At 40.1% G+C, this 20753-nt stretch carries 19 protein-coding genes; 6 read left to right on the forward strand and 13 right to left on the reverse strand.

All coding sequences use genetic code 11. From position 1 onward, the window contains the following. Positions 1–9 precede the first annotated feature (9 nt). Both PHEP_RS04405 and PHEP_RS04410 read left to right on the forward strand, forming a co-directional pair. Positions 10–1299 (forward strand): sugar MFS transporter, encoded by a 1290-nt coding sequence (locus tag PHEP_RS04405; protein ID WP_012781041.1) that lies wholly within the window; start codon positions 10–12, stop codon positions 1297–1299. Positions 1300–1484: 185 nt separating this feature from the next. Continuing rightward, on the forward strand, positions 1485–2990 hold the full coding sequence (locus tag PHEP_RS04410; RefSeq protein WP_162141683.1) for a response regulator: 1506 nt from the start codon (positions 1485–1487) through the stop codon (positions 2988–2990). Here the strand turns inward: PHEP_RS04410 and xth are convergent. The 6 genes from xth to PHEP_RS04440 form a co-directional block, all read right to left on the reverse strand. Continuing rightward, on the reverse strand, positions 2978–3772 hold the full coding sequence (xth, locus tag PHEP_RS04415; RefSeq protein WP_012781043.1) for an exodeoxyribonuclease III: 795 nt from the start codon (positions 3770–3772) through the stop codon (positions 2978–2980). The genes PHEP_RS04410 and xth overlap by 13 nt on opposite strands. A 22-nt stretch (positions 3773–3794) precedes the next feature. Next, positions 3795–4346: a dihydrofolate reductase family protein gene (locus PHEP_RS04420; RefSeq protein ID WP_012781044.1), complete on the reverse strand. Its 552-nt coding sequence runs from the start codon at positions 4344–4346 to the stop codon at positions 3795–3797. Between the two features lie 222 nt (positions 4347–4568). After that, entirely contained in the window at positions 4569–5027 is a 459-nt protein-coding gene (gene bcp, locus PHEP_RS04425) for a thioredoxin-dependent thiol peroxidase (protein WP_012781046.1), read from the reverse strand. Between the two features lie 5 nt (positions 5028–5032). Next, on the reverse strand, positions 5033–6757 hold the full coding sequence (locus PHEP_RS04430; RefSeq protein WP_012781047.1) for a M23 family metallopeptidase: 1725 nt from the start codon (positions 6755–6757) through the stop codon (positions 5033–5035). Between the two features lie 7 nt (positions 6758–6764). After that, positions 6765–7376: a fumarylacetoacetate hydrolase family protein gene (locus PHEP_RS04435; protein WP_012781048.1), complete on the reverse strand. Its 612-nt coding sequence runs from the start codon at positions 7374–7376 to the stop codon at positions 6765–6767. Between the two features lie 70 nt (positions 7377–7446). After that, complete coding sequence (locus tag PHEP_RS04440; protein ID WP_143715689.1) at positions 7447–7962, reverse strand: T9SS type A sorting domain-containing protein; 516 nt, start codon at positions 7960–7962, stop codon at positions 7447–7449. A 272-nt stretch (positions 7963–8234) separates the two neighbouring features. Here PHEP_RS04440 and PHEP_RS04445 point away from each other — a divergent pair, with 272 nt between their 5' ends. Beyond that, on the forward strand, positions 8235–10187 hold the full coding sequence (locus PHEP_RS04445) for a KUP/HAK/KT family potassium transporter (RefSeq protein WP_012781050.1): 1953 nt from the start codon (positions 8235–8237) through the stop codon (positions 10185–10187). A 109-nt stretch (positions 10188–10296) separates the two neighbouring features. On the opposite strand, the gene PHEP_RS04450 is transcribed toward PHEP_RS04445, so the two are convergent. Together PHEP_RS04450 and PHEP_RS04455 are read right to left on the reverse strand one after the other, a co-directional pair. Next, positions 10297–10848, reverse strand: coding sequence for a PD-(D/E)XK nuclease family transposase (locus PHEP_RS04450; RefSeq protein ID WP_012781051.1), 552 nt, complete (start codon positions 10846–10848; stop codon positions 10297–10299). Positions 10849–10960: 112 nt separating this feature from the next. Continuing rightward, positions 10961–11893, reverse strand: a complete 933-nt coding sequence (locus PHEP_RS04455; protein ID WP_012781052.1) for an Rpn family recombination-promoting nuclease/putative transposase — start codon at positions 11891–11893, stop codon at positions 10961–10963. Between the two features lie 284 nt (positions 11894–12177). On the opposite strand from PHEP_RS04455, the gene PHEP_RS21425 reads away from it, so the two are divergent. Then, positions 12178–12981, forward strand: a complete 804-nt coding sequence (locus tag PHEP_RS21425) for a formylglycine-generating enzyme family protein (protein WP_012781053.1) — start codon at positions 12178–12180, stop codon at positions 12979–12981. Positions 12982–13135: 154 nt separating this feature from the next. On the opposite strand, the gene PHEP_RS04465 is transcribed toward PHEP_RS21425, so the two are convergent. Beyond that, positions 13136–13969: an NAD-dependent epimerase/dehydratase family protein gene (locus tag PHEP_RS04465; RefSeq protein ID WP_012781055.1), complete on the reverse strand. Its 834-nt coding sequence runs from the start codon at positions 13967–13969 to the stop codon at positions 13136–13138. Positions 13970–14032: 63 nt separating this feature from the next. After that, complete coding sequence (locus PHEP_RS04470; protein ID WP_012781056.1) at positions 14033–14884, reverse strand: helix-turn-helix domain-containing protein; 852 nt, start codon at positions 14882–14884, stop codon at positions 14033–14035. A 573-nt stretch (positions 14885–15457) separates the two neighbouring features. Between PHEP_RS04470 and PHEP_RS04475 the strand changes: the two genes are divergently transcribed. Next, positions 15458–18385 carry an AAA domain-containing protein gene (locus PHEP_RS04475; protein WP_012781059.1) on the forward strand — a complete coding sequence of 976 codons (2928 nt, stop codon included), beginning with the start codon at positions 15458–15460 and terminating at the stop codon, positions 18383–18385. A 50-nt stretch (positions 18386–18435) separates the two neighbouring features. Here the strand turns inward: PHEP_RS04475 and PHEP_RS04480 are convergent, their stop codons facing one another. After that, the gene (locus PHEP_RS04480) at positions 18436–18681 is read right to left on the reverse strand and encodes a hypothetical protein (protein ID WP_012781060.1); all 246 of its coding nucleotides are present in this window, start codon (positions 18679–18681) and stop codon (positions 18436–18438) included. A 91-nt stretch (positions 18682–18772) separates the two neighbouring features. Beyond that, positions 18773–19072 (reverse strand): GIY-YIG nuclease family protein, encoded by a 300-nt coding sequence (locus PHEP_RS04485; RefSeq protein WP_012781061.1) that lies wholly within the window; start codon positions 19070–19072, stop codon positions 18773–18775. A 454-nt stretch (positions 19073–19526) separates the two neighbouring features. Here PHEP_RS04485 and PHEP_RS04490 point away from each other — a divergent pair, with 454 nt between their 5' ends. Continuing rightward, entirely contained in the window at positions 19527–19949 is a 423-nt protein-coding gene (locus tag PHEP_RS04490) for a hypothetical protein (protein ID WP_012781062.1), read from the forward strand. A 38-nt stretch (positions 19950–19987) separates the two neighbouring features. On the opposite strand, the gene PHEP_RS04495 is transcribed toward PHEP_RS04490, so the two are convergent. Then, positions 19988–20452, reverse strand: coding sequence for a hypothetical protein (locus tag PHEP_RS04495; RefSeq protein WP_012781063.1), 465 nt, complete (start codon positions 20450–20452; stop codon positions 19988–19990). Positions 20453–20753: the final 301 nt, after the last annotated feature.

The raw sequence follows: 20753 nt of genomic DNA on the forward strand, positions 1-20753 counted from the left end.
AATCTAATCATGACAACCCAAACAAAATCGACTGTAATTTCTCCCATTGTAACCATAGGAGCCTTGTTTTTTATTTTTGGCTTTGTAACCTGGGCCAACAGTACCTTAATTCCTTTTCTTAAGCTTGCCTGTGGTTTGAAAACCGATTTTGAAGCCTTTTTAGTTACTTTTGCTTCCTATATCGCCTATTTCTTCCTGGCTTTACCTTCCTCATGGATATTAAAGAAGCTGGGATTTAAAAACGGATTGGTAACTGGTCTGCTTATTTTGGGTATAGGCTCCCTTGTTTTTATTCCTGCTGCAAGTACCAGAAGTTTTGGTTTGTTTTTAACCGGCATCTTTATTCAGGGTGCTGCCCTGTCGTTATTGCAAACCGCATCCAACCCATACATCAGTATTATAGGCCCTATAGAAAGTGCCGCAAAACGGATCAGTATTATGGGGCTTTGCAATAAATTTGCCGGTATCATTGTACCTATCATTATGGGCACGCTGTTCCTTAAAAATGCTGCCGGTATAGAGGCAAAGATCAATGATGCAGCTACTACAGTTGCCGAAAAAGAGGCTCTACTTGCCGAAGTTTTAGGCCGTGTTTACACACCTTATATTGTACTGGCAATTGTATTTGTTGCTTTCGCGCTATTCATTAAATATTCAAATTTGCCAGAGGTAGATGTGGATAAAGAAGAAGTAATTGAAGGAGAGGAAGTGAAGACTGCCAAAACCTCTATCTTCCAGTTCCCCCACCTGTTCCTCGGCGCCTTCTGTATTTTTGTTTACGTTGCTGCCGAAGTAATGGCAGGAGATATCATTGGGGTATATGGTAAAGAATTGGGCATCAGTGCCGATATCAGCAAGTATTTTACTACGCTTACTTTAACCAGTATGCTTGTCGGTTATTTCATCGGTATTTTTACCATACCAAAATACATTACACAACAGGCGGCATTAAAAATATGTGCCATTATAGGCGTTATCTTTGTTTCGGCAGCTTACTTTACAGATGGTTATACTTCGGTCATCTTTGTAGGTCTTTTAGGTTTGGCAAACTCTTTAATGTGGCCGGCTATTTTCCCTCTGGGTATCAAAGGCCTGGGTAAATTTACTAAAACAGGCTCTGCCATCATGATCATGGGTATTGCAGGTGGTGCCATCTGGCCTTTAATTTATGGATATCTAAAAGATTATACCGGTATGCATTTTCAGCTGGCATTTTTCGTTAGTGTATTGCCTTGTTACCTTTATATCTGGTATTTTGCCGTTGCCGGCCATAAAGTAGGAAAACACGCCTCAGCGTAGTTGAACAAAATGAACAGCTCTGGCACGCCTGCTATTATGCGGTAAAAGATTACTTTTATCTATATTGTAATAAAATACAGGGGATTTTAAAACTATTAACGAGCTTGTCTATGTTCATTTCTGTTTTATTCAGGAGGTTGAATGATATATCTATATCAAAGCGATTACTTTTTATAAGCGGCCTTGTGGCCTTATTGCTCATCGGCGGACTTTGTGCTTTGTATTTTCCACAAACAATAGCCCGGACCTATCTGGCTATATTTTTTTTAGCGGGCACTATCGCCAGTTTAATTTTTATATATTCCATAAAACTGAGCCTTAAAAACGGGATCAGCAGCATTGTAACAGGAGCCGGGCAAATTAAAAATGGCTTACTTAAAACCAGAATTGATGCTTATGCCAAAAACGAGATCAATATTCTGGCTTTTACTTTTAACGAACTGGCTACTAAACTGGAGCAAAATATAGATAAGGTAGAGCGGATTAGTTTAAGCCTGGAAAAGGAACAACAAAGGGCAGAACATTATGAAAAAGTAAAACAATATTTCCTGGTAAATATGAGCCATGAGATCCGCACACCTATGAACGCCATATTGGGCTTTGCGCGACATCTTCAGGAATCCCTTAAAGATAAAGATCAGATGGAATCCATTAAGATGATCATCAAATCGGGCGATCATTTGCTGGTTACCTTAAATGATATTCTTGACTTTGCCAATATAGAGACCGGAGAGATCAGTTTTGTGTGTCTTCCTTTTAATTTAAGGGATACCATACAGTCTATCTGCATGCTGATGGAGTCTAACGCAAGGCTTAAAGAAATAGGATTGAGTTATACCATAGATCCCAATATCCCGGATTCTATTTATGGTGATTCCGTAAGACTTACCCAAATTTTACTGAGCCTTACTTCTAATGCAATTAAGTTTACAGAAACAGGTGGGGTTTCTATCTCGGCAAAGGCGGTAACAGATCATGATGACCATGTTGTTGTTGAATTCAGGGTTAAAGATACCGGCATTGGCATACCTTTAGATAAACAGGAAAAGATCTTCAACCCTTTTGAGCAGGGAACTAATCATATGAAACGGAAATTTGGCGGTACTGGGATTGGATTGAGCATTGTAAAGCATTTAATTGCCCTGCAGGATGGGGTAATACAGTTAAACAGCCTGCCCGATGAAGGTTCTGAGTTTTATTTCAGGTTGTCTTTCCTTAAAGCACATGCGGGTAAAGACTGGCAGCAATCGGCACACAATGAATTTAACCTGACACCAGAATCAGAAATCGGAAAGGACATCAATGTGCTAATTGTAGAAGACAATGCCATTAACCAATTGCTGGTAATTAAGTTGTTGCAAAAAAAGGGATACCATACTACTGTAGCCGAAAATGGAAAGATAGCGCTGCATAAATACGCCAGCGCTGATTTTGACATTATTTTAATGGATCTTCAAATGCCTGAAATGGATGGTTATGAAACAACTATCCACATCCGTAACATGAAATCCGGTAAAAAAGACATTCCTATTGTAGCCATGACGGCACATACCATAAAAGGGGAACGCGAAAAATGCCTCAGCATTGGTATGAACGATTACATCTCGAAGCCTTTTCATGCCAGTGAACTGTATGAAAAGATACAAGGGCTGGTGGCAATAAATGTTGCGGGTAGAGATCACTTCGCCTGATCGGGGAGATGATCCTTTAGGACAACCCATACCGGTGCGTGGTCGCTGGAATGGTCCCAGCCGCGTACATGTTTGTCAACACCAGCCGCGTCCAGCCTGTCTACCAATTTGTCATTCAGCAAAAAGTGATCGAGCCGCAGGCCAGCATCACGATGATAGGCATTGCGCAGGTAATCCCAAAAAGTATAAATGCGATCCTTGGGATAAAGCTTTCTAAAGGCATCGGTCCAGCCTTGCTTTAAAAGTGCAGTCCATAATTTTCGCGCTTCGGGACGGAACAATGCATTTTCCAGGTATTTTTCTGGCTTATACGTGTCCAGATCAGTGGGTATAATGTTGTAGTCGCCAACCAGGGCTACAGGCAAACCAAATGCATTCAGCTTTGCTGCATGTTTAGTAAGCCTTTTGATCCAGTTGAGTTTATACTCAAACTTAGGTCCGGGAAAGGGGTTGCCGTTTGGCAGGTATAAACAACCAATCACAACGCCATTTATAAATGCCTCAATATATCGGCTGTGCAAATCTTCAGGATCTCCTTCTAAGCCCCGCCGGGTTTCCTTGATCTCAGCGTACCGGGATAGGATAGCCACCCCGTTCCAACTCTTTTGTCCATGCCAGATGGCGTGATACCCGGCATCCAGCAGCAGCTGAGCGGGGAACCTGTTATCTGGCGCTTTAAGCTCCTGCAAACATACCACATCGGGCCGGGCCTCTTTAAGCCAGCGTAGTAAATTGTCCAGACGCGCGTTGATACCGTTGATGTTATAGCTTGCGATCTTCATCTTTTACTTGAAAGGGTTAGCATCACCCGGCGCCCCGCTCATAATAAAGCGTTACTGCACCACCGCTAAAAGTTTTTGTCTTTATCAATTTAAGAATGGTCCTGTCTTTTAGGTTTTCAAATAATGGCAAACCTGCTCCCGCTATAACAGGGTAAATACAAAGCTGCAACTCATCAATCAAATTAAGTTTCATGAGCTGTATAATTAAACTCCGGCTGCCCACTAAAATGTCTTTACCCGATTGTTGTTTGAGTTCTAAAACTTCTTCTTCAAGAGTTCGATCTGACAATTGAGCACTGTCCCAGTCTGTGCTTTTAAGCGTATTTGAAAAAACAATTTTTGGAATTTTGTCTATAGCAATGGCAAAATCATTCATTGATTTTTCATCGGAAGGATTTTTTAACAGTGTTTGCCAAAATTGCATGAGTTGATAGGTTATCCTTCCATATAGAATGCTGCCTGCGTTATTTAGCAGGTTAGTATAATGATAGTGTATTTCTTCGTCGGGAATTCCTGCTGTATGGTCACAAATTCCGTCAAGTGTCATATTGAATGCGGCAATTACTTTTCTCATTGTACTTTGTTTTAAATCAATTCCTTATTCTAATCTATATATCCAAAATCCCACCCGTAGCGGGTAGTGTCTCTTAGGTTAATGATCACCCAAATTTAAAAAAGGCGAGTTACACAAATGAGGGGCAAACGCGACAATATGAGGGGGTTTTACAACCTTGCTTACGGAAAATACCTTTTCGATATAGCTGATGAAAAAGCTGCTCCGAAAAGGTATTTTTGATTAAGCCAGTGCTAAAACCTGTGCTGTTGAATTTGCTGTATCTACTTTTTTAATGATGTGTGCAATATTGCCCTGTTCATCAATCACAAAAGTAGTTCTTACGGTACCCATATATTTTTTGCCATACATATTCTTTTCAGCCCAAACACCATAATCGGTTACTATTTTCTGATCCGTATCGGCCAGTAAAGTAAAAGGCAGGTTGTGTTTGGTTATAAACTTCTGATGCGATTTTTCATCATCAGTGCTTACGCCTAAAACAACATAGCCCTTAGCAGTTAAGCCCTGGTAGTTGTCCCTGAAATCGCAGGCTTCAGCCGTGCAGCCCGGAGTATCATCTTTAGGGTAAAAGTAAAGCACAACTTTTTTACCGGCAAATTGTGCCAATGTTACTGTGTTGCCATCCTGGTCTTTTGCAGAAAAGCCTGGTGCTTTCTGGCCCTCTTTTAATTCGCTCATTGTTTTTATCTATAAAAAGTAATTGTATAATTCTTGTTGTTATCTTTCATATCAGTAACAATTACCTCCAGGGTATGTTTTCCAGGAGGTGTCCTGTCGTCAAAAGTATGCCATAAGGAAGCGGTTTTGGTATCAAATTCCATTAATATCCATTTGCCGTCAATATAGCCATTAAAGCTTTTAATACCCGAAAGGTTATCCCTTATTTTGAAAGACATTTTGCCAATACCGGCCATGCTTTTGCCATCGGCAATATTTACAGGTATAATGGTAGGTGGAATGGTGTCTATCGCAATAAAAAAGCTTCCAAAATTGCGTGGTTTTGCTTTAACATACCCATTTTCAAAATAACCGCCCTGCGACGATCTGCCTGTATTCACAATCAGCGCCTTTTCCTTGTATTTGTTTAAAGCACTGTCAGCCTTAATCCAGAGCTCGAAACCTGAGTGCAGTGGTGTAAGCGTATTGTGGATTTGGTGTACTTCAGAATAAGCATTGCCCGGTGGCTTTGGCAAACGTTTATATACAAAATTCAGGTCGTTGTATAAACTGCCTTTAGGGATAATTACCTTAACTGCATCATTGTTAAACTCGTTTTGATTTGCATAAGAAAAGCTTAGGGAGCCGGCAGCAGGTTCCGGTACATTGATCACTGCAGCAGCGTTTGCCTGTACATTAAAGGCCAGGGTGCTTTTATTGCCTGCCCCATCGGTAACTGTATATTTTAATTTGTGCAAGGCCCCGTCGGTAAATTCGATGCGGCCATTGTTAACCAGGTTGCTGTAAATTTTAAGGGGATTACCAGGGTCTACAAAGCTTTTTTGTATGCTTCGTTTGGTATTCAGATAAGTAGGATAGTCTATATGTGAATTAATGGCTTTACTGTTCTCAAAAGAAAATTTTTCAAGGGCGGATACGTAAACCAGCTTGCCATCCAGTTCAAGTTCTATGGAATATACACCATTGGTTCCTGATGCACCATTGTGCTTATCGGTAGTAATGATGCCAAAGCCCACTTCGCCACTTAAATTAATGGTGCTCACTTTATTCAGGTGGTAAGTGCCTGCCCCGCCAATAACCTGAAAGTATTGTTTCGGAATAAACTCGTTAAAGGGCCTTTTGTTTAAGCGATATACATACATGGAATAGATAACCGGAGAGATGTTGTCGGGTATTTCCAGTCCAAATAGCAGCGGGTTGATGGTGGCTTCTGTTTTGGTGTCCCTGATCTCGAAATGCAGGTGGGGGCCACCCGAGCTTCCGGTATTGCCGGTATAGGCAATTACATCTCCTTTCCGTACCGGTATTTGTATGGAATTTGGAAACTCATCTATTTCGTATGATTTTTTCTGATACTGGATGGCTTTTACCTGCTGGGCTATTTTAGGGTTAAAACGTTGTAAATGTCCGTAAACTGAAGTAAAACCATTTGGATGGTTAATGTATAAGGCCAAACCAAAGCCACTGTTCTGTACACGCAAGCGTGAGATATAGCCATCGGCTATCGCATATACCGGATAGCCTTCGCGCTGGTTGGTGCGGTAATCCATTCCCGAATGGAAATGATTGGCCCGTAATTCGCCAAAAGAGCCTGCCAGGGCGGGTGGTACAATGTCTAGGGGCGACCTGAAATCTACCAGCGGATATTTGCTGCCACTAAAGATTTGCTGACTGTATGCGTTTATTGAAAATAAAACGATAAATGCAATAATTATATTTCTTTTAATCATTAAAGCACTATTTTATATCAAAATTAAGTAGTTGTTGGCCCTGCAGCCAGCCTTCCAGTTTATCACCTGGTTTAACCTGGCCAACCCCTTCCGGGGTACCGGTAAAAATCAGGTCTCCCTTTTTAAGGGTAATGTATCGGGATACAAAAGCGATTATTTTTTCAAAGGAGAATAAAATATCCCTGGTATTGCCATTTTGCCGGGGTTCTCCGTTAATGTTTAAGGTAAAGGAAAGGTCAGAGAGATCTTTAATGGCTGTTTTAGGAATAAAATTGCTGATGGCTGCTGAATGGTCGAATGCCTTGGCCAGTTCCCAGGGCAATCCTTTTGCTTTATGTGCACTTTGGATATCCCGGGCGGTAAAATCTATACCCAAACCCAGTTCTTCATAATACTTGTGCGCAAATTTTTCAGCAATGTGCTTTCCTTCTTTTGCTATCTTTAATACCACTTCAATCTCGTAATGGATGTCGGAAGAGAAATCGGGAATGTAAAAAGGTTTGTTGTCTTTTAAAACGGCGGTGTCGGGTTTTAAAAATATAACCGGCTGATCGGGTATGGGGTTATTTAATTCTTTGGCGTGTTCTGCGTAGTTGCGTCCTATGGCAATTATCTTCATGCGGGATCGGTATTTTATATGAAATAGCTAACAAGGATTAAGCCATGATAGCATGACATTACAAAAATAATTATAAAACTGAGATTCGTTTTACAACTGTTTCTGCGCCGGACATGATTTTTAGAAAATATATACCGCTGTTTAAACGGTTTGGAATGGTATAACTTTTGGTTTGCTCACCTGCAGGAATCCGTTCGTTAGAAAGTGTGACCACTTCATTGCCCAGCAGGTCCATGATTTTTACAGAAAGGTTGGATTCCCTGTCTATACGCAAGATCAGGTTGATCTGATCATCAACCGGGTTAGGATAAACTTTTAAAACTGTAAGTATCTTTTCCTGTTTAGGATTGGTTAAACTCTTATTGCCAGAAATTAAATCATTGTATTGCAGGTATCCTACGGCATATTTAGGCTTATAAGTGGGTACACTGGCTTTAATCTGAGGGGTTTTATTGATTTTTTTTGCCCTGATACTGGTGGTTGAACTGTCTGTCCGCTGACCGAAAACACTAACGCTGCACAAAACACTCATGCTTATTAAGCAGGAAATATTCAGGAGATGCGCTATTTTTCGTTGTATCTTCATGTTTGGTAGCCAAAAATATAAATAATAAAATTAAAAAGTCAATGATTTTAGATACTAATTTAATATTTAACAATATTTAACATGTTTAACCGTTTAATAGCCTTATTGTTTTTTTTAATGGTTTCTGCTGTTAAATTTCTTCTTAAATATTAATAGGCTGAATTTTATTTATTTACTGTACTTTTGCGCTCTGATTTTGATGGTAATCTAATCATTTTTAAGAACAAAAACGCGATGGTTTTGTTAAATAGTGTCAATTATATTATAAAATAGTGTCGAGTCATAAGAATTTTAACACGCTTTCCGCCGGTGGATTATTAGTAAGTTTAGGTATAGTATATGGCGATATTGGTACTTCACCACTCTATACCCTCAAAGCAATTTTCAATTCAGTAGTAGGGGGCGGGCAGGAGGTTACATCCGATCTGGTTCTTGGCGCGCTTTCCTGCATCATCTGGACACTCACCCTCCAAACCACCATTAAGTATGTTGTTATTACATTAAGGGCCGATAATAAAGGTGAGGGTGGTATATTTTCATTGTATTCCCTGGTGCGTAAAAACGCCAAATGGCTGGTCATCCCTGCCGTCGTTGGTGGATGTGCCTTATTGGCAGATGGAATTATCACCCCAAGTATTACCGTAACTTCGGCCATAGAGGGTTTGCAGTTAAAATTTCCTACAGTAAGTGTTATTCCTATTGTACTGGCCATCATTACTGGACTGTTTGTAATACAGCAGTTTGGTACCAACCTGGTTGGAAAGCTTTTTGGCCCCATCATGTTTCTCTGGTTTGGTGCACTGGGATTGGTAGGTATCTTATTTGTGGTGCAGGATTTTAGCATTTTTAAAGCCCTTAACCCATATTATGCATTTAATTTACTGGTAAACAATCCTATGGCCATGCTCATTTTGGGTGGTGTATTTTTATGTACTACAGGAGCCGAGGCACTCTATTCAGATATGGGGCATTGTGGCCGCTCCAACATCAGGGTAAGCTGGATCTTTGTTAAGATCATGCTGATCCTGAATTACCTGGGACAAGGTGTATGGATTTTACATCATGGCAATTATGATACGGGTTTAAACCCCTTTTTCGAGATAGTCCCACCTTCTTATCTGTTGTTTATGGTTGCGCTTGCTACTGTGGCTGCAGTAATTGCCAGCCAGGCCATGATCACAGGTTCCTTTACCCTGATCTCTGAAGCGGTAAGATTAAACCTATGGCCCAAAGTACGGATCAACTATCCAAGTAACCAAAAAGGGCAGATCTATGTACCATCCATCAACTGGATCCTCTGGGCAGGATGTATTGCCATAGTTTTAATCTTCAAAAATTCAGGCGCAATGGAGGGGGCTTATGGTTTGGCCATTAACCTCACTTTCCTCTCTACCACTATATTGATCGCTGCGTACATGAAACGCAAAAAGGTACCGGTATACGTTATTGGCATTTTCCTGTTCATCTATGTACTGCTCGAAATGACATTTTTAGTAGGTAACATGGCTAAGTTCCTTCATGGTGGCTGGGTAACTGTTTTAATTGGTTCTGCACTGTTTACCGTAATGTGGAGCTGGTATGTATCCCGGAAAATTAAAAACAGGTTTGTTAAATATGTGGAGATTGAAGACTATTACCAGATCATTAAAGAATTGAGTGAAGACATTTCTGTTCCAAAATATTCCTCTCAGCTGGTTTACCTGACCAGTGCCAATTTTAAAACAGAAATTGAATCTAAGATCATTTATTCCATCATTCAGAAAGAACCAAAAAGGGCTGATGTATATTGGCTGGTACACGTTGATGTGGTTGATGAGCCTTTTACAAGAGATTATAAAGTTGAATTTCTGATCCCTGGTAAACTGATCCGTATCGATTTTAAACTGGGTTTCAGGGTAGAGCAGCGGGTTAACCTTTTGTATAGAAAAGTGATTGAAGAACTGGTTAAAAATGGAGAAGTAGACATTACCAGCCAGTACACCTCATTAAACAAGCATAAAATTGCAGGCGATTTCAGGTTTGTACTGTTGGAAAAACATTTGTCCAAGTTCTCTAAGCTGAGCCTTTATGAGCGTACCATCATGGATTATTATTTCATACTAAAACGCTTAAGCCTTTCGGAAGAGAGGAGTTTTGGCCTGGATTCCAGTTATGTTGATGTAGAAAAGGTACCACTTATTTTTGTTACACCGGATGATATAGAACTGAACCGCTTACCGGTTTAGGGAATCATAATTAAAGGTAGTTCTATTTTCAAGTTTATTCCAAACGATAGAGTTGGGTTGTTTTTCCCAATCCCAATTTATATAAGTTTGGCTGTTTAATGTATGGTTTTTACTTTTGAAGGGCCTGGATTTCTTCTTGACTTAAGCCTGTTGCTTCAGAAATGATGTTGAGATCAATGTTCTTTGCTAATAAAGCTGTTGCAACTTCAATAACTTTTTTGTGTTTTGCTTCTTCTACAGCATAATCCAACACATTTTTACTGTCCCATTTCTGCTTTAAACTTGTATTGTACATATCTCTTTCCTCCTTAGTCAGGTTGGCGTATTTAGCTAATGCAAAAAACTGATCAAATTCCGGGCCGGATAAATATGCAGGACGCTGTTTAAATTCTGTTAAATGTTTTAATGCATATAACCATTTATCCAGTTCTGTATGCAGTTCATGAGGCTTCTTCACAAAGTTAAGCATCTCTATAAATATAAAGCTGAGTTTATCGTAAAATATTTTTCCTGTATGCCTGTTGGCCAGGCATATATCCTGCAGGTATTCATATCTGGGGGTGTCGGGGAGGTTAAAGTTTTCCAGGAAGGCCAGCAGGTAAACTTCTGAGATGTTATAAGCCTCTGAAGAGTATGATTTTTTAAGGAGCCAAAATGGCACCTTGAAAACAAGGAGAGAATGTCAAATGGATTGGTTGTAACAAATAAATAAAACATTTTCCTTTAATAGAAAGTGGTATAAGCAGGAAAGTTTATACCCCTTAAGACCTAATTTACAGATTTTTTATTTCTGTAATGCTGAGTTCGGTTAGTTCCTGGATTTCTGTAAATGGAACTCCTTTGTTTTTAAGCTTGATGGCTATTTGCGCTGCTTTTTGATGAGCTCCTCTGGTTTCTCCCTCTTCGCGCCCCATTATCTTTGCCCCGTCAATTGCATAGTAGTAATCCCAGCGGGCTTTAGTTTTTGCACTAATCATATTCTTTTCCTCCTTTGTTAAGTTAATGTATCTGGCAGCCTGGCAAAACTGGAGCAATTGGGGCTCTGTAAATGCAGCAGGTGCCTGTTTTAAATGTTTCAGGTTTTTGAGGGCGTAAATCCATTTTTCCAGGTCGGTTTCCAGCTGGTTTTCTGTTTTTTTAAAGCTGAGCAGTTCAATGTAGGTAAAACGCAATCTTTCGTTAAATACCTTTCCTGTATCTGTATTGACTAGTGCTATATCATGCAGCCATTTACCTTTGTTTCCGGCATTAATAGTAAATTTTTCAAGCAATGCAATTACATATACATCTTTCAGGGAGTATGCCCATTCTTTGCGATTGCCGTGTGGCGCCTGTTCGGTAATAAGCCTGGAGGCATAAAACAGGGATCGTTCCTTAAAGTTTTGATTCCAGCTTTTTTGCATTTCGACCAGAAAGAAAGCCCCAATCTGGTCTTTGCATACGATATCAATTATCACTCCGCCTTCTTCCTGGGTTTCGCCGGGATATTCGTTCTTTAGAAATTCGAGCGATACAACCTCACGTTTTCCTTTGAGTACATGGTTCAGGAAAGTTATGGTAATGTCTTTGTTCTGCTCGGCACTAAACAGGCGTTTGAAGCCCAGGTCTTCCAGCGGATCAATAAAATAAGGCCTGCCGTCCTGGCCTTTGCTGTAAACAACAACAGGTTCGGCAAGCAGATCTTCTGTAGCATCTTCTCTGCGCATGACTAGATTGTTTTAAGCAAAAGTAAATCATTTCTATCGTATTTACAAGTTAAAATACACTTTAATGATTTAATATTTCTTTATGATTAATGCTTTGAGGTTTATTTCGGAATTCTGGAGCAGAATTCAAAAATTTGATGCTGTAAACGCAGAGGGTAGCATACCTCATCATCGATTCATTTATCTATTATTGAATTATTAGCTAAATAATTTTCAATTATTTTGTTTTTTGAATTAAATTCTTAAAATTTGAATTAATCAGATAACCAAGACGCTACTCCTTCATGAAAAATCTTTCTTTATTAGTACTGCTCAGTTGTTTTCTTTGTTTGGCAAGCTTGTCGGCATTTATAGACACGACACATATCGACCAGCACGCAATATCAAAAAAGGGGATGGTATTGGTTAAAGGTGGAACTTTTTATATGGGATTGGATAGTAGCCAGCTAAAGGATCTGGTTGCTAAATTAAATGTACCTGCGTCTTCATTCTCGCAGGAATTTCCGGCTAATAAAACAATGGTACGCTCTTTTTATATGGATAAGCATGAGGTTACCAATGCCGATTTTAAAAAATTTATAGATGCGAATCCGGATTGGGCTAAACGTTATATTTCTGATAGTTTCCATAATGGTAATTACCTGAAGGAATGGGATTTGGACAGCTATAAAAAGGGAACAGAAGACCAGCCGGTAGTTTACGTATGCTGGTATGCTGCCAAAGCTTATGCAAAATGGAAGGGTAAGCGCCTGCCCGTGGAAGCAGAATGGGAATATGCCGCTAAAAATGGTGTTGGCTTGCAAGATATGGATGGTAGTGTTTCGGAGTTTTGTGTAGATCAATGGAAGAAGGATGCTTATGCTGAGCGAGCAGAACGCGTAAAGGAATTACTTTTATCTGGTAAAAGATATAATTATCAGCATAGAAGCCTGAAGGCATACAGCGCTGATAGTATAGTTATTCGTGGAGGTAAGGTGAGCGGCCCCGCGGCAAATCATCATCATACCTGGCGCCAGGGTTATGGTAATAAAGACTGCTCTGCAACAGTAGGGTTCAGGTGTGTGGCAGGTAATGATAGTCAAATCTAGACTATGTTGAATATCATCATTAGCCTATTATTAATCAGTTATATGATTTATGGAATTGCCAATATTGTAAAGAATAAATCTTTAAACCGAGGTCAGAAAGCTATTTGGATTGTTATAGCAGTTTGTATACCTGTACTTGGTCGGTTAGTGGACCTTACAAAATATCCAGATCCCGGGCTACATAAAAGCTGGGTACCAAAGGCCTGAAGCCAATTTTTCGAAGTTTGGAAATATCCATGATTCCCTCGAATGGATCGGCCAGCGGCCCTTCGTTACCATCATAGATTTCGGCCGCTTTTCCAACGGAATCAGCTAACTCATATAAGGTGATGGGCGCGTCATCTACGATGTTAAATATTTCGCCGTTGAGATTATCCTGTTGTAATAATAAAAACAGGCCCTGTGCTACATCCAGGTGATGTACCATGTGCATTCTCGAACCAGAGTGGCGTCCCCAGTTTTTCAATATGGGTATGATCTCTTCAATATGCGGATCCTTGTCGCCATAGACAAAACCCAAACGCAATACGCGCACATCAAGATCAAGTTTCAGCAATGCTTGTTCGGCTGCGATCTTGCTGGAAGAGTAAGGCCTGGGATCATTGATATTGACGCTATCGTCTTCTCTGGCGGGATGGCCATATCCTGAACCATATACATTGCTGGTGCTCACAAAAATGAATCGTTTAACACCTGCTGCCATCGCAGCCTGTGCCAAAGCCACCGTGCCGGTATGATTGGTCTTAACGATGCCTTCATTATCCGTGAAGGTACGGAATAAGGCGGCTAAGTGAATAACCGCATCCATACCTGCAACCGCAGGTGGCAGCGTGTTGGCGTCATATAGATCGCCCACCACCACTTTGGCTCCCGGTAATGTTTTGGCCGCATCCCTAACCAATATCGTAACGTCATAACCTTTCGCTATAAGGCGGGGAACAAACCTGCTCCCAACCTTTCCTGTTGCTCCTGTAACTAAAATCTTCATGAAACAAAGCTCCGGTTAAAACATACACCATGTTAACAACAATCAAACCAATAACTATGATTTTCAAACTTTCCTAAAAGAATTGGGTGTGGTTCCGGTAACACGTTTAAAGTAGTTGTTAAAATAAGCCGGGTATTCAAAACCTAAAGCATAAGCAATGTCGGCAACGTTCCAGTCGGTATGCTTTAAGAGCGCTTTTGCTTCTGCTGTGATGCGAGCTGCGATATGTGTTGAGGTAGGTTTACCCGTCACCTCCTTTACAGCGCGGTTAAGATAGTTAACATGGACAGCAAGTACTTTTGCAAAGGCCTGTGGGTTTCGATACCTAAGCGGATCATTGCTGCGCTCGATCGGGAATTGCCTTTCCAAGAGGTCCATAAAAAGGTGTGTGATGCGGCCCGTGCCATTTCTTAAAGGCGTGGTTTGTTGCGATGGCTGTAACCGCAACGCTTCGTGAATCACTAATGCGATGCAGCTCTTGATCAAATCCCCTTTATGAGGATAATCGCCATTATAGGCCGTCAGCATTTTATGAAAGATTCCTTGCATAAATAGCGCCTCGTCGCTATCAAGCGGAATTACCGGGCTATCACCCACACGGAATAGTGGTGAGTCCTTCATTTCCCGGCTGCTGATAAAGCTTTCGGTAAATATGCAGGCATAGCCGCTGATCCGATTGATGCGGCGAACAATGGAATGAGGTACAGCTGGATTCACAAAAATGAGGAAGGCACCTTTAACCTCAACTAACCGGCCATCCTGATCTATCGTCATGTCACCATATACCAGGCCCATTTTGTAAAAGTCGCGCCGGCCTGTCCTGACCGGCACATCTACCGAGGCCGATAGCTCATGTACCTTAAAACCTTTGAGCTTCAACTCGTCCCAGCTCAATCCGGGGATTCCTGTTTCCATGCGTCAAAATTAAGAAAATCAAACGTTTTATCATTTTTATAATTTATTTAAAAATTTACAATTGACGCTAACCCGGGGCAGCAACCATGAGATGAGTGATAACTGACGAATAATTTTTGATGACGCTGAAGCAGAAAGGTATTCCATCATAAATGAAGATCACGGAAAAGAGTAGGTTTTACCGTAAGGAGGGTGACCTCTGGAACGCTGATTACTGGTACAACAGGGCAGGGAAGCCTAGCGCTCAGGTTTCACTTGAAGAGGAGTGGGAAAATTTGGTAGTGTTATATAGTCAATAATACCGCATAAGGTCACTTTCGCTTAAATTTAAAGCCACAGCCTTCAATGCAAGGGGGATTTAGCTCCAGATCTTTAGCAGAAACTTTGTACCTGTAAATGACCGGTTGAGGATTATTTGTATAGGTAACTAATTCTTCATGGTTGAATGGTTTTTTTATATAAACGAGAGGGATGGAATAAACACTACATATCAACAGTCTAAAACCATCGATAGAGCAGAAACTCAAATCATTTCTTATTTTGCATTAGATAAGAATCCCTAACGCAAGATGAATGGACATATTAAAATGGATTAAATACTGGCGTGATAGTTTGGCCGATGCTGAAAGCATCAATGTAGATGTTTCAAAAATAGATGCCAAATACAAAACTGAAGCTTATAACTTTGAGCAAGCAACGCTTCCTGATCAACTATTTAAAGAACTTTGGCCAAAAAATGAACTGGAAGCCCTTAAAGAAGGCCAGGTTCTGGATAAAGAAATACTCATCTCGCCATTGTCACTTGTTCCGCGGTTAAACCATGCCATTCCCAAAGCCAACGAAGAAGAAATATCACCTTTCTGGATACCTGCACTGCTGAGTTCTGAAAATGAACTGAAACCCAGGCAAGACATGTATCCCCTGATCCCAAGAAAGATATTAGACCCCGTTTCTTACAGGGATATTGTATTTTCAAATGTAGATCAGGTAGACGAGGCACTAGCCAAAGTAGAATTGAGCACCGATACCTGGAAAGTATACCATCAATCGCTCAATAAAATTTTCAATTATATTACCGGCACAGACATCCAGGATTTTAAAGCCCAGGAATTCTTTGAAGTAAAATACCAATGGGTTTTTATACCCGATGAAGTGGTTAAAGGCACATCACATCATATTCTTGAGCTGTACAGAAGCCTGATCAAACAATCCAGCTTTCCAAGGCTGTTGAAAACAATCATTAAAGAAGCACGCCCCGTTCTTAACCAGCAATACACAAAAGATGAAGTTTTTAACAGATCAGCAGGCCACCTGGGGCAAATGAACAATGGTTTTGGTTTATCACCATCGCAACGTAAAAGTCTGGCCCATAACCTTGATCTGAAACACGGTGAAATATTGGCTGTCAATGGCCCTCCCGGAACAGGAAAAACCACATTGATCCAATCTGTTATTGCCGATAATTTCGTTAAGTCTGCCATGACCGGGCAAAACCCGCTGATCACCGTGGCCAGTTCTACCAACAACCAGGCCATTACGAATATCATTGACAGCTTTTCCAAAGGCAATTCCGGAACTTTGCTTGAACAAAGATGGCTGCCAGATATCACTTCATTTGCTTTATATATGGTTTCCGGCGATCCCGAAAAGATTAAGAAATCGAAGGAGCGGAACTGGATGTACCATAGTTCTAAAAAAGGGGATAGCGTACTTACTGAAATTGAGAACGAAGTTTACCTGCAAACCGCCAGAGCCTCGTTCCTCGAAAAACTGTCAACTTTCAGCGGCATTGATTTTACCGACATTACCACTTCGCAGAAATACCTTCAAAAGCAGATTAAAAAATCATCTGAACTGATTGCAGAAGGACTTAAAGTCTGGAAACAGTTCAAATCGGTTTATCATTTGCTGGTTGATTATGATGCTGCAGCATACGAAGGGAAAGACTTTTCAGGAGTTAATGACCAGTTTTTTGAAAGGGAAATCTCGGATGTCAGCAAGCTGATCACAAAGCTTGTGGAAGCCAGGCAGAAAGAACCCTTTTATTTTTGGTTGCTGTCCTTTTTAAAACCAGTCAAAACACAACGCAAATTATATTATGAATCCATATTTGCAGATTGTTCTTTTGATACCTCAACCTGGGATTTTTCTTCCTTTAGTACGCTTCAACCCAATTTAATAGGTAAATCTGAAAAGATAAAAAAAGCTTTTTCACACTATAAAGCCTTCTTCAAATGGCTGAATTCAACAGAAGGACTTAAAAATGAATATTTTTATATAGACGATTATACCGAAGATGATCGCTTTCTGGATAAACTGGATACCAAAATCCGATACCAGAACTTCCTGTTTGCCGTACATTACTGGGAATCCAGGTGGATTGAAGAAACCTCATCGGCACTTCAGGATGATTCTAACTGGAAGAATACAGAAGCTGGTACAATGAACAGGTTACACCGTTTTGCCATGCTCACACCTTGCTTTGTATCCACATTTCACATGCTGCCCAAAATGATGCAGTATACCAGATATCCTTCCAGGCAGATTGACTACTTATACGATTTCATTGATCTGCTTATTGTAGATGAAGCAGGGCAGGTAAGTCCGGAAGTTGGTGCCCCATCCTTTAGCCTGGCCAAGAAAGCATTGGTAGTAGGAGATAACTATCAAATTGAACCGGTCTGGAATATTGACGGACGTACCGATGAAGGCAACCTGTTAAGAAACCAGTTGATAACAAAAGGAGATAACAACAGAATTGAGCAATTGATGGCTTCAGGCTATATGTCTTCAAACGGAAGTTTGATGAAACTTGCTCAAAAGAGCTGCAGTTTTGCCTACAGCAAAAAGGACCGGGGGCTGTTGCTTACAGAACACCGCCGTTGCCTCAACCAAATTATAGCGTTTTGCAATGAGCTGGTTTACAACAATCAGTTGGAGCCGCTTTCCAGCCTGAGGTACGAAAAATCTGACTTCCTGCCACCCATGGGCTTTTTAAAAATTGCAGGGCAATCCGATAAGTCTGGTACCAGCAGATTTAACCGGGCAGAGGCGCAAGGTATCATCAAATGGCTTAAAGCAAATGAAAGCAAAATCGTTGAATTCATTTACAGTAAAGAGCTGAAAGAAAGTAAAAGCCCTGAAAAAGTTAAACGTAAAGCCCTCCATGATCTGGTTGGAATCGTTACCCCTTTCAGCGCTCAGAAAAGGTTTTTAACAGAGGCCATGCATTTAAATGGCTTACAGCCTTCATTATTTCAATACGGTACTGTACATTCCTTACAAGGAGCCGAAAAGGATATTGTGATCTTTTCTCCGGTATATACCAGTGATGTAAAATCAGGTTATTTTTTTGATATGGGGCCCAATATGTTAAATGTAGCAGTATCCAGGGCCAAAAGAAGTTTTATTGTAGCCGGGGATAAGGACATATTTCGGCTTGGTAACAAAAACGTGCCATCCAGTTTGCTTACAAAATATATTAAAGATGAGATAAAGTAAGCTGGTTTCCTTGGTTATGCGATTTGAAGTTTTTCCAATTGTTATAAAATTTATAATTTTTCTATTTCGTCAATAGAAAGACCAGTCGTTTCAGCGATTATTTCAAAAGCTATTGCTTTGCTCTTGAGATTGCGGGCAATTTCCAATTTCTCTTCCAGCTTGCCTTCTAGCTTACCTTCCAGCTTACCCTCTTTCTTTGCCTTTTTTTCTGCGTAACGAATACCCGCATTCCAATCAGATTTTGCTTTCACATCTGATTCGTACAATTCACGTTCTTCTTTAGTCATTTTACTCATCTCCGCAATTTTAAAAATTTATAATCATTTTTGTTTTCTGAAGCGTCCTCTCGACGACAGGAGAGATCTCTTGAAGTAGCCTGTAAATAAGTTACCATTGCTGTATCTCCTCCCAAAGGTCATTCCATTTAGGGTTCAATGTAGTTATCAGTTTAATTTTCTTGCTTCTACTCCATTTTTTGACCTCTTTTTCTCTGGCTATTGCTTCTTCAATTGATGGCTGCATTTCATAGTAAATGCAAAAATGTAATTTATATTTTGCAGTAAATGAATTGGGATACTTTTTAGTTTTGTGCTCCTGTATTCTGGCGTATAAATCTGAAGTGACACCGATATAAAATGTTGTTCTGGCAAGATTGGACATGATGTATATGCAGCCGCCTCTATCCATGATCTTCAGTCATTACGTCATCTCGACGACAGGAGAGATCTCTTGTTTGAGCATGCTTTAACGTGGATTTGCATAGTTCAAGAGTTTTCTCGTCGCTTCGCTTTCCTCGAAATGACGTGAAATACTCGACGTCGGTAGGGCTGTACCTGCCAAAATCAATAAAAGCTACCGAATAACCGAGACGCAGGAGAGCTCATGAGGACCAAAGTCAATAAAAGCTACCGAATAATCGGTGAGTGGATCAATGTAACGGCTGTTCTTTTTTAATACAGACTACCTTAATACGGTAGCCATAACAGCAATATCTTCATAAGATGCGCCCAATCCAATTGGTCATGATATCTAATACCTCTGGAGAAATCGTTTCTTCGATAACAGCATATTCGTTTACTTTTGGTCTTATAATTTTCCCATTTTTTTAAATAATTCATCATAGATATGCTATCTTCATGGCATGAAATACCTGATCACTTTTGCACTCCTGACATTATGCCTGAGTTCTAAAGCGCAAAAAGATGCTTCTTTCTTAATTGGTAGCTGGAAAGTGATAGATGCCTACGTGCCAGAAAGTACCAATGCCCGTCAAAAACAGGCTTTAAATATCGTTAGGGCAAATCTGTTAAAAACACTATTTAAATTTGATAATGATGGTAATGGGAAATTTAAGTTCCCAATGACCAATGTACCTATTGATAAAACAATTATTCCTTCGGAAGATATTTCCTGGACATATTCTGCAGCTAAACAATATGTAGAAATTACAGAAAGATCAAAACCCAAAGAACTTATTGCACAGCTTCATGTAAAGGTAGAGAATGGAAATACCTATTTTATTATAGGCGAGACTTCGGTAAAATTGAAGGTGGTGAAATACTAAAGGAAGGGAATTGGAGCTGCCTATTTTAATGATCCACTTTAAAAAGCCCTGAACCCTGGGCGGCTTGTTAGTGGCGAAAATGACCAGGGAATGGAAGAAAGGATCAGAACCAATCCGATAGAAAACCATAAGGCCATGATCCGATATTTTTGTTCAGAAGTTTTTGCTTTGCTGACTTTCTCTGCTCCGATAGTAATCACGAAAACTGCGATGGTCATCATGGTGATGTGTTCCATTCCAAAAAACCTCATTTCCCTGAGGTGTACTGCTGTTTTAAAATTATTCAGAAAATACCTGACGATTGGACTGATAAAATATAAAGTAATACCGATGCAAAACTGAATCTGCAAAATTTTTACAGCGATGTGCATAATCGTATTGTCGAAAGTAGAGAAATCCAGTTTTTTGAACCTTCCGTAATATGCCCTGTAAATGGCAAAAAGAAGAGAAATAAGCACCAGCCAACGGATCAACGAATGTAGAGGAAGCAATATCTGATACATGCTGTAAATATAAAAATATATTTTTCCTGATCTTTATCGAAAGGCTTGCAATCACCTTTCCTGGCATGGACTTAATCAAGTCCAGCCAAAGTAAATCATTAAACCCAGAACATTAACTATTTTAGGCAGTGGTAAGGCTGGAGCCAAGCCCTTATTTAAGTTTTATTCTGAAGAATCTTACATTGGTTTTGTAAGGGGACTAAATATTGGAATGAGTGTAATTTCTGCACAGTCGCACTATATTGAATATACCAATTAAGCGGGGAAGTTATTTTCAACTGACTACGACAATGATGGTATA

This window comes from Pedobacter heparinus DSM 2366, from assembly GCF_000023825.1.
In the GTDB taxonomy this organism is placed as follows: Bacteria; Bacteroidota; Bacteroidia; order Sphingobacteriales; family Sphingobacteriaceae; genus Pedobacter; species Pedobacter heparinus.

What these genes read in the sequence shown, in the direction of transcription:
- PHEP_RS04405 (WP_012781041.1), top strand. Translation starts at nt 10, where the DNA reads ATGACAACCCAAACAAAATCGACTGTAATTTCTCCCATTGTAACCATA.
- xth (WP_012781043.1), bottom strand. Translation starts at nt 3,772, where the DNA reads ATGAAGATCGCAAGCTATAACATCAACGGTATCAACGCGCGTCTGGAC.
- PHEP_RS04420 (WP_012781044.1), bottom strand. Translation starts at nt 4,346, where the DNA reads ATGAGAAAAGTAATTGCCGCATTCAATATGACACTTGACGGAATTTGT.
- bcp (WP_012781046.1), bottom strand. Translation starts at nt 5,027, where the DNA reads ATGAGCGAATTAAAAGAGGGCCAGAAAGCACCAGGCTTTTCTGCAAAA.
- PHEP_RS04430 (WP_012781047.1), bottom strand. Translation starts at nt 6,757, where the DNA reads ATGATTAAAAGAAATATAATTATTGCATTTATCGTTTTATTTTCAATA.
- PHEP_RS04435 (WP_012781048.1), bottom strand. Translation starts at nt 7,376, where the DNA reads ATGAAGATAATTGCCATAGGACGCAACTACGCAGAACACGCCAAAGAA.
- PHEP_RS04440 (WP_143715689.1), bottom strand. Translation starts at nt 7,962, where the DNA reads ATGAAGATACAACGAAAAATAGCGCATCTCCTGAATATTTCCTGCTTA.
- PHEP_RS04455 (WP_012781052.1), bottom strand. Translation starts at nt 11,893, where the DNA reads ATGCGCAGAGAAGATGCTACAGAAGATCTGCTTGCCGAACCTGTTGTT.
- PHEP_RS21425 (WP_012781053.1), top strand. Translation starts at nt 12,178, where the DNA reads ATGAAAAATCTTTCTTTATTAGTACTGCTCAGTTGTTTTCTTTGTTTG.
- PHEP_RS04465 (WP_012781055.1), bottom strand. Translation starts at nt 13,969, where the DNA reads ATGAAGATTTTAGTTACAGGAGCAACAGGAAAGGTTGGGAGCAGGTTT.
- PHEP_RS04470 (WP_012781056.1), bottom strand. Translation starts at nt 14,884, where the DNA reads ATGGAAACAGGAATCCCCGGATTGAGCTGGGACGAGTTGAAGCTCAAA.
- PHEP_RS04475 (WP_012781059.1), top strand. Translation starts at nt 15,458, where the DNA reads ATGGACATATTAAAATGGATTAAATACTGGCGTGATAGTTTGGCCGAT.
- PHEP_RS04480 (WP_012781060.1), bottom strand. Translation starts at nt 18,681, where the DNA reads ATGAGTAAAATGACTAAAGAAGAACGTGAATTGTACGAATCAGATGTG.
- PHEP_RS04485 (WP_012781061.1), bottom strand. Translation starts at nt 19,072, where the DNA reads ATGGATAGAGGCGGCTGCATATACATCATGTCCAATCTTGCCAGAACA.
- PHEP_RS04490 (WP_012781062.1), top strand. Translation starts at nt 19,527, where the DNA reads ATGAAATACCTGATCACTTTTGCACTCCTGACATTATGCCTGAGTTCT.
- PHEP_RS04495 (WP_012781063.1), bottom strand. Translation starts at nt 20,452, where the DNA reads ATGTATCAGATATTGCTTCCTCTACATTCGTTGATCCGTTGGCTGGTG.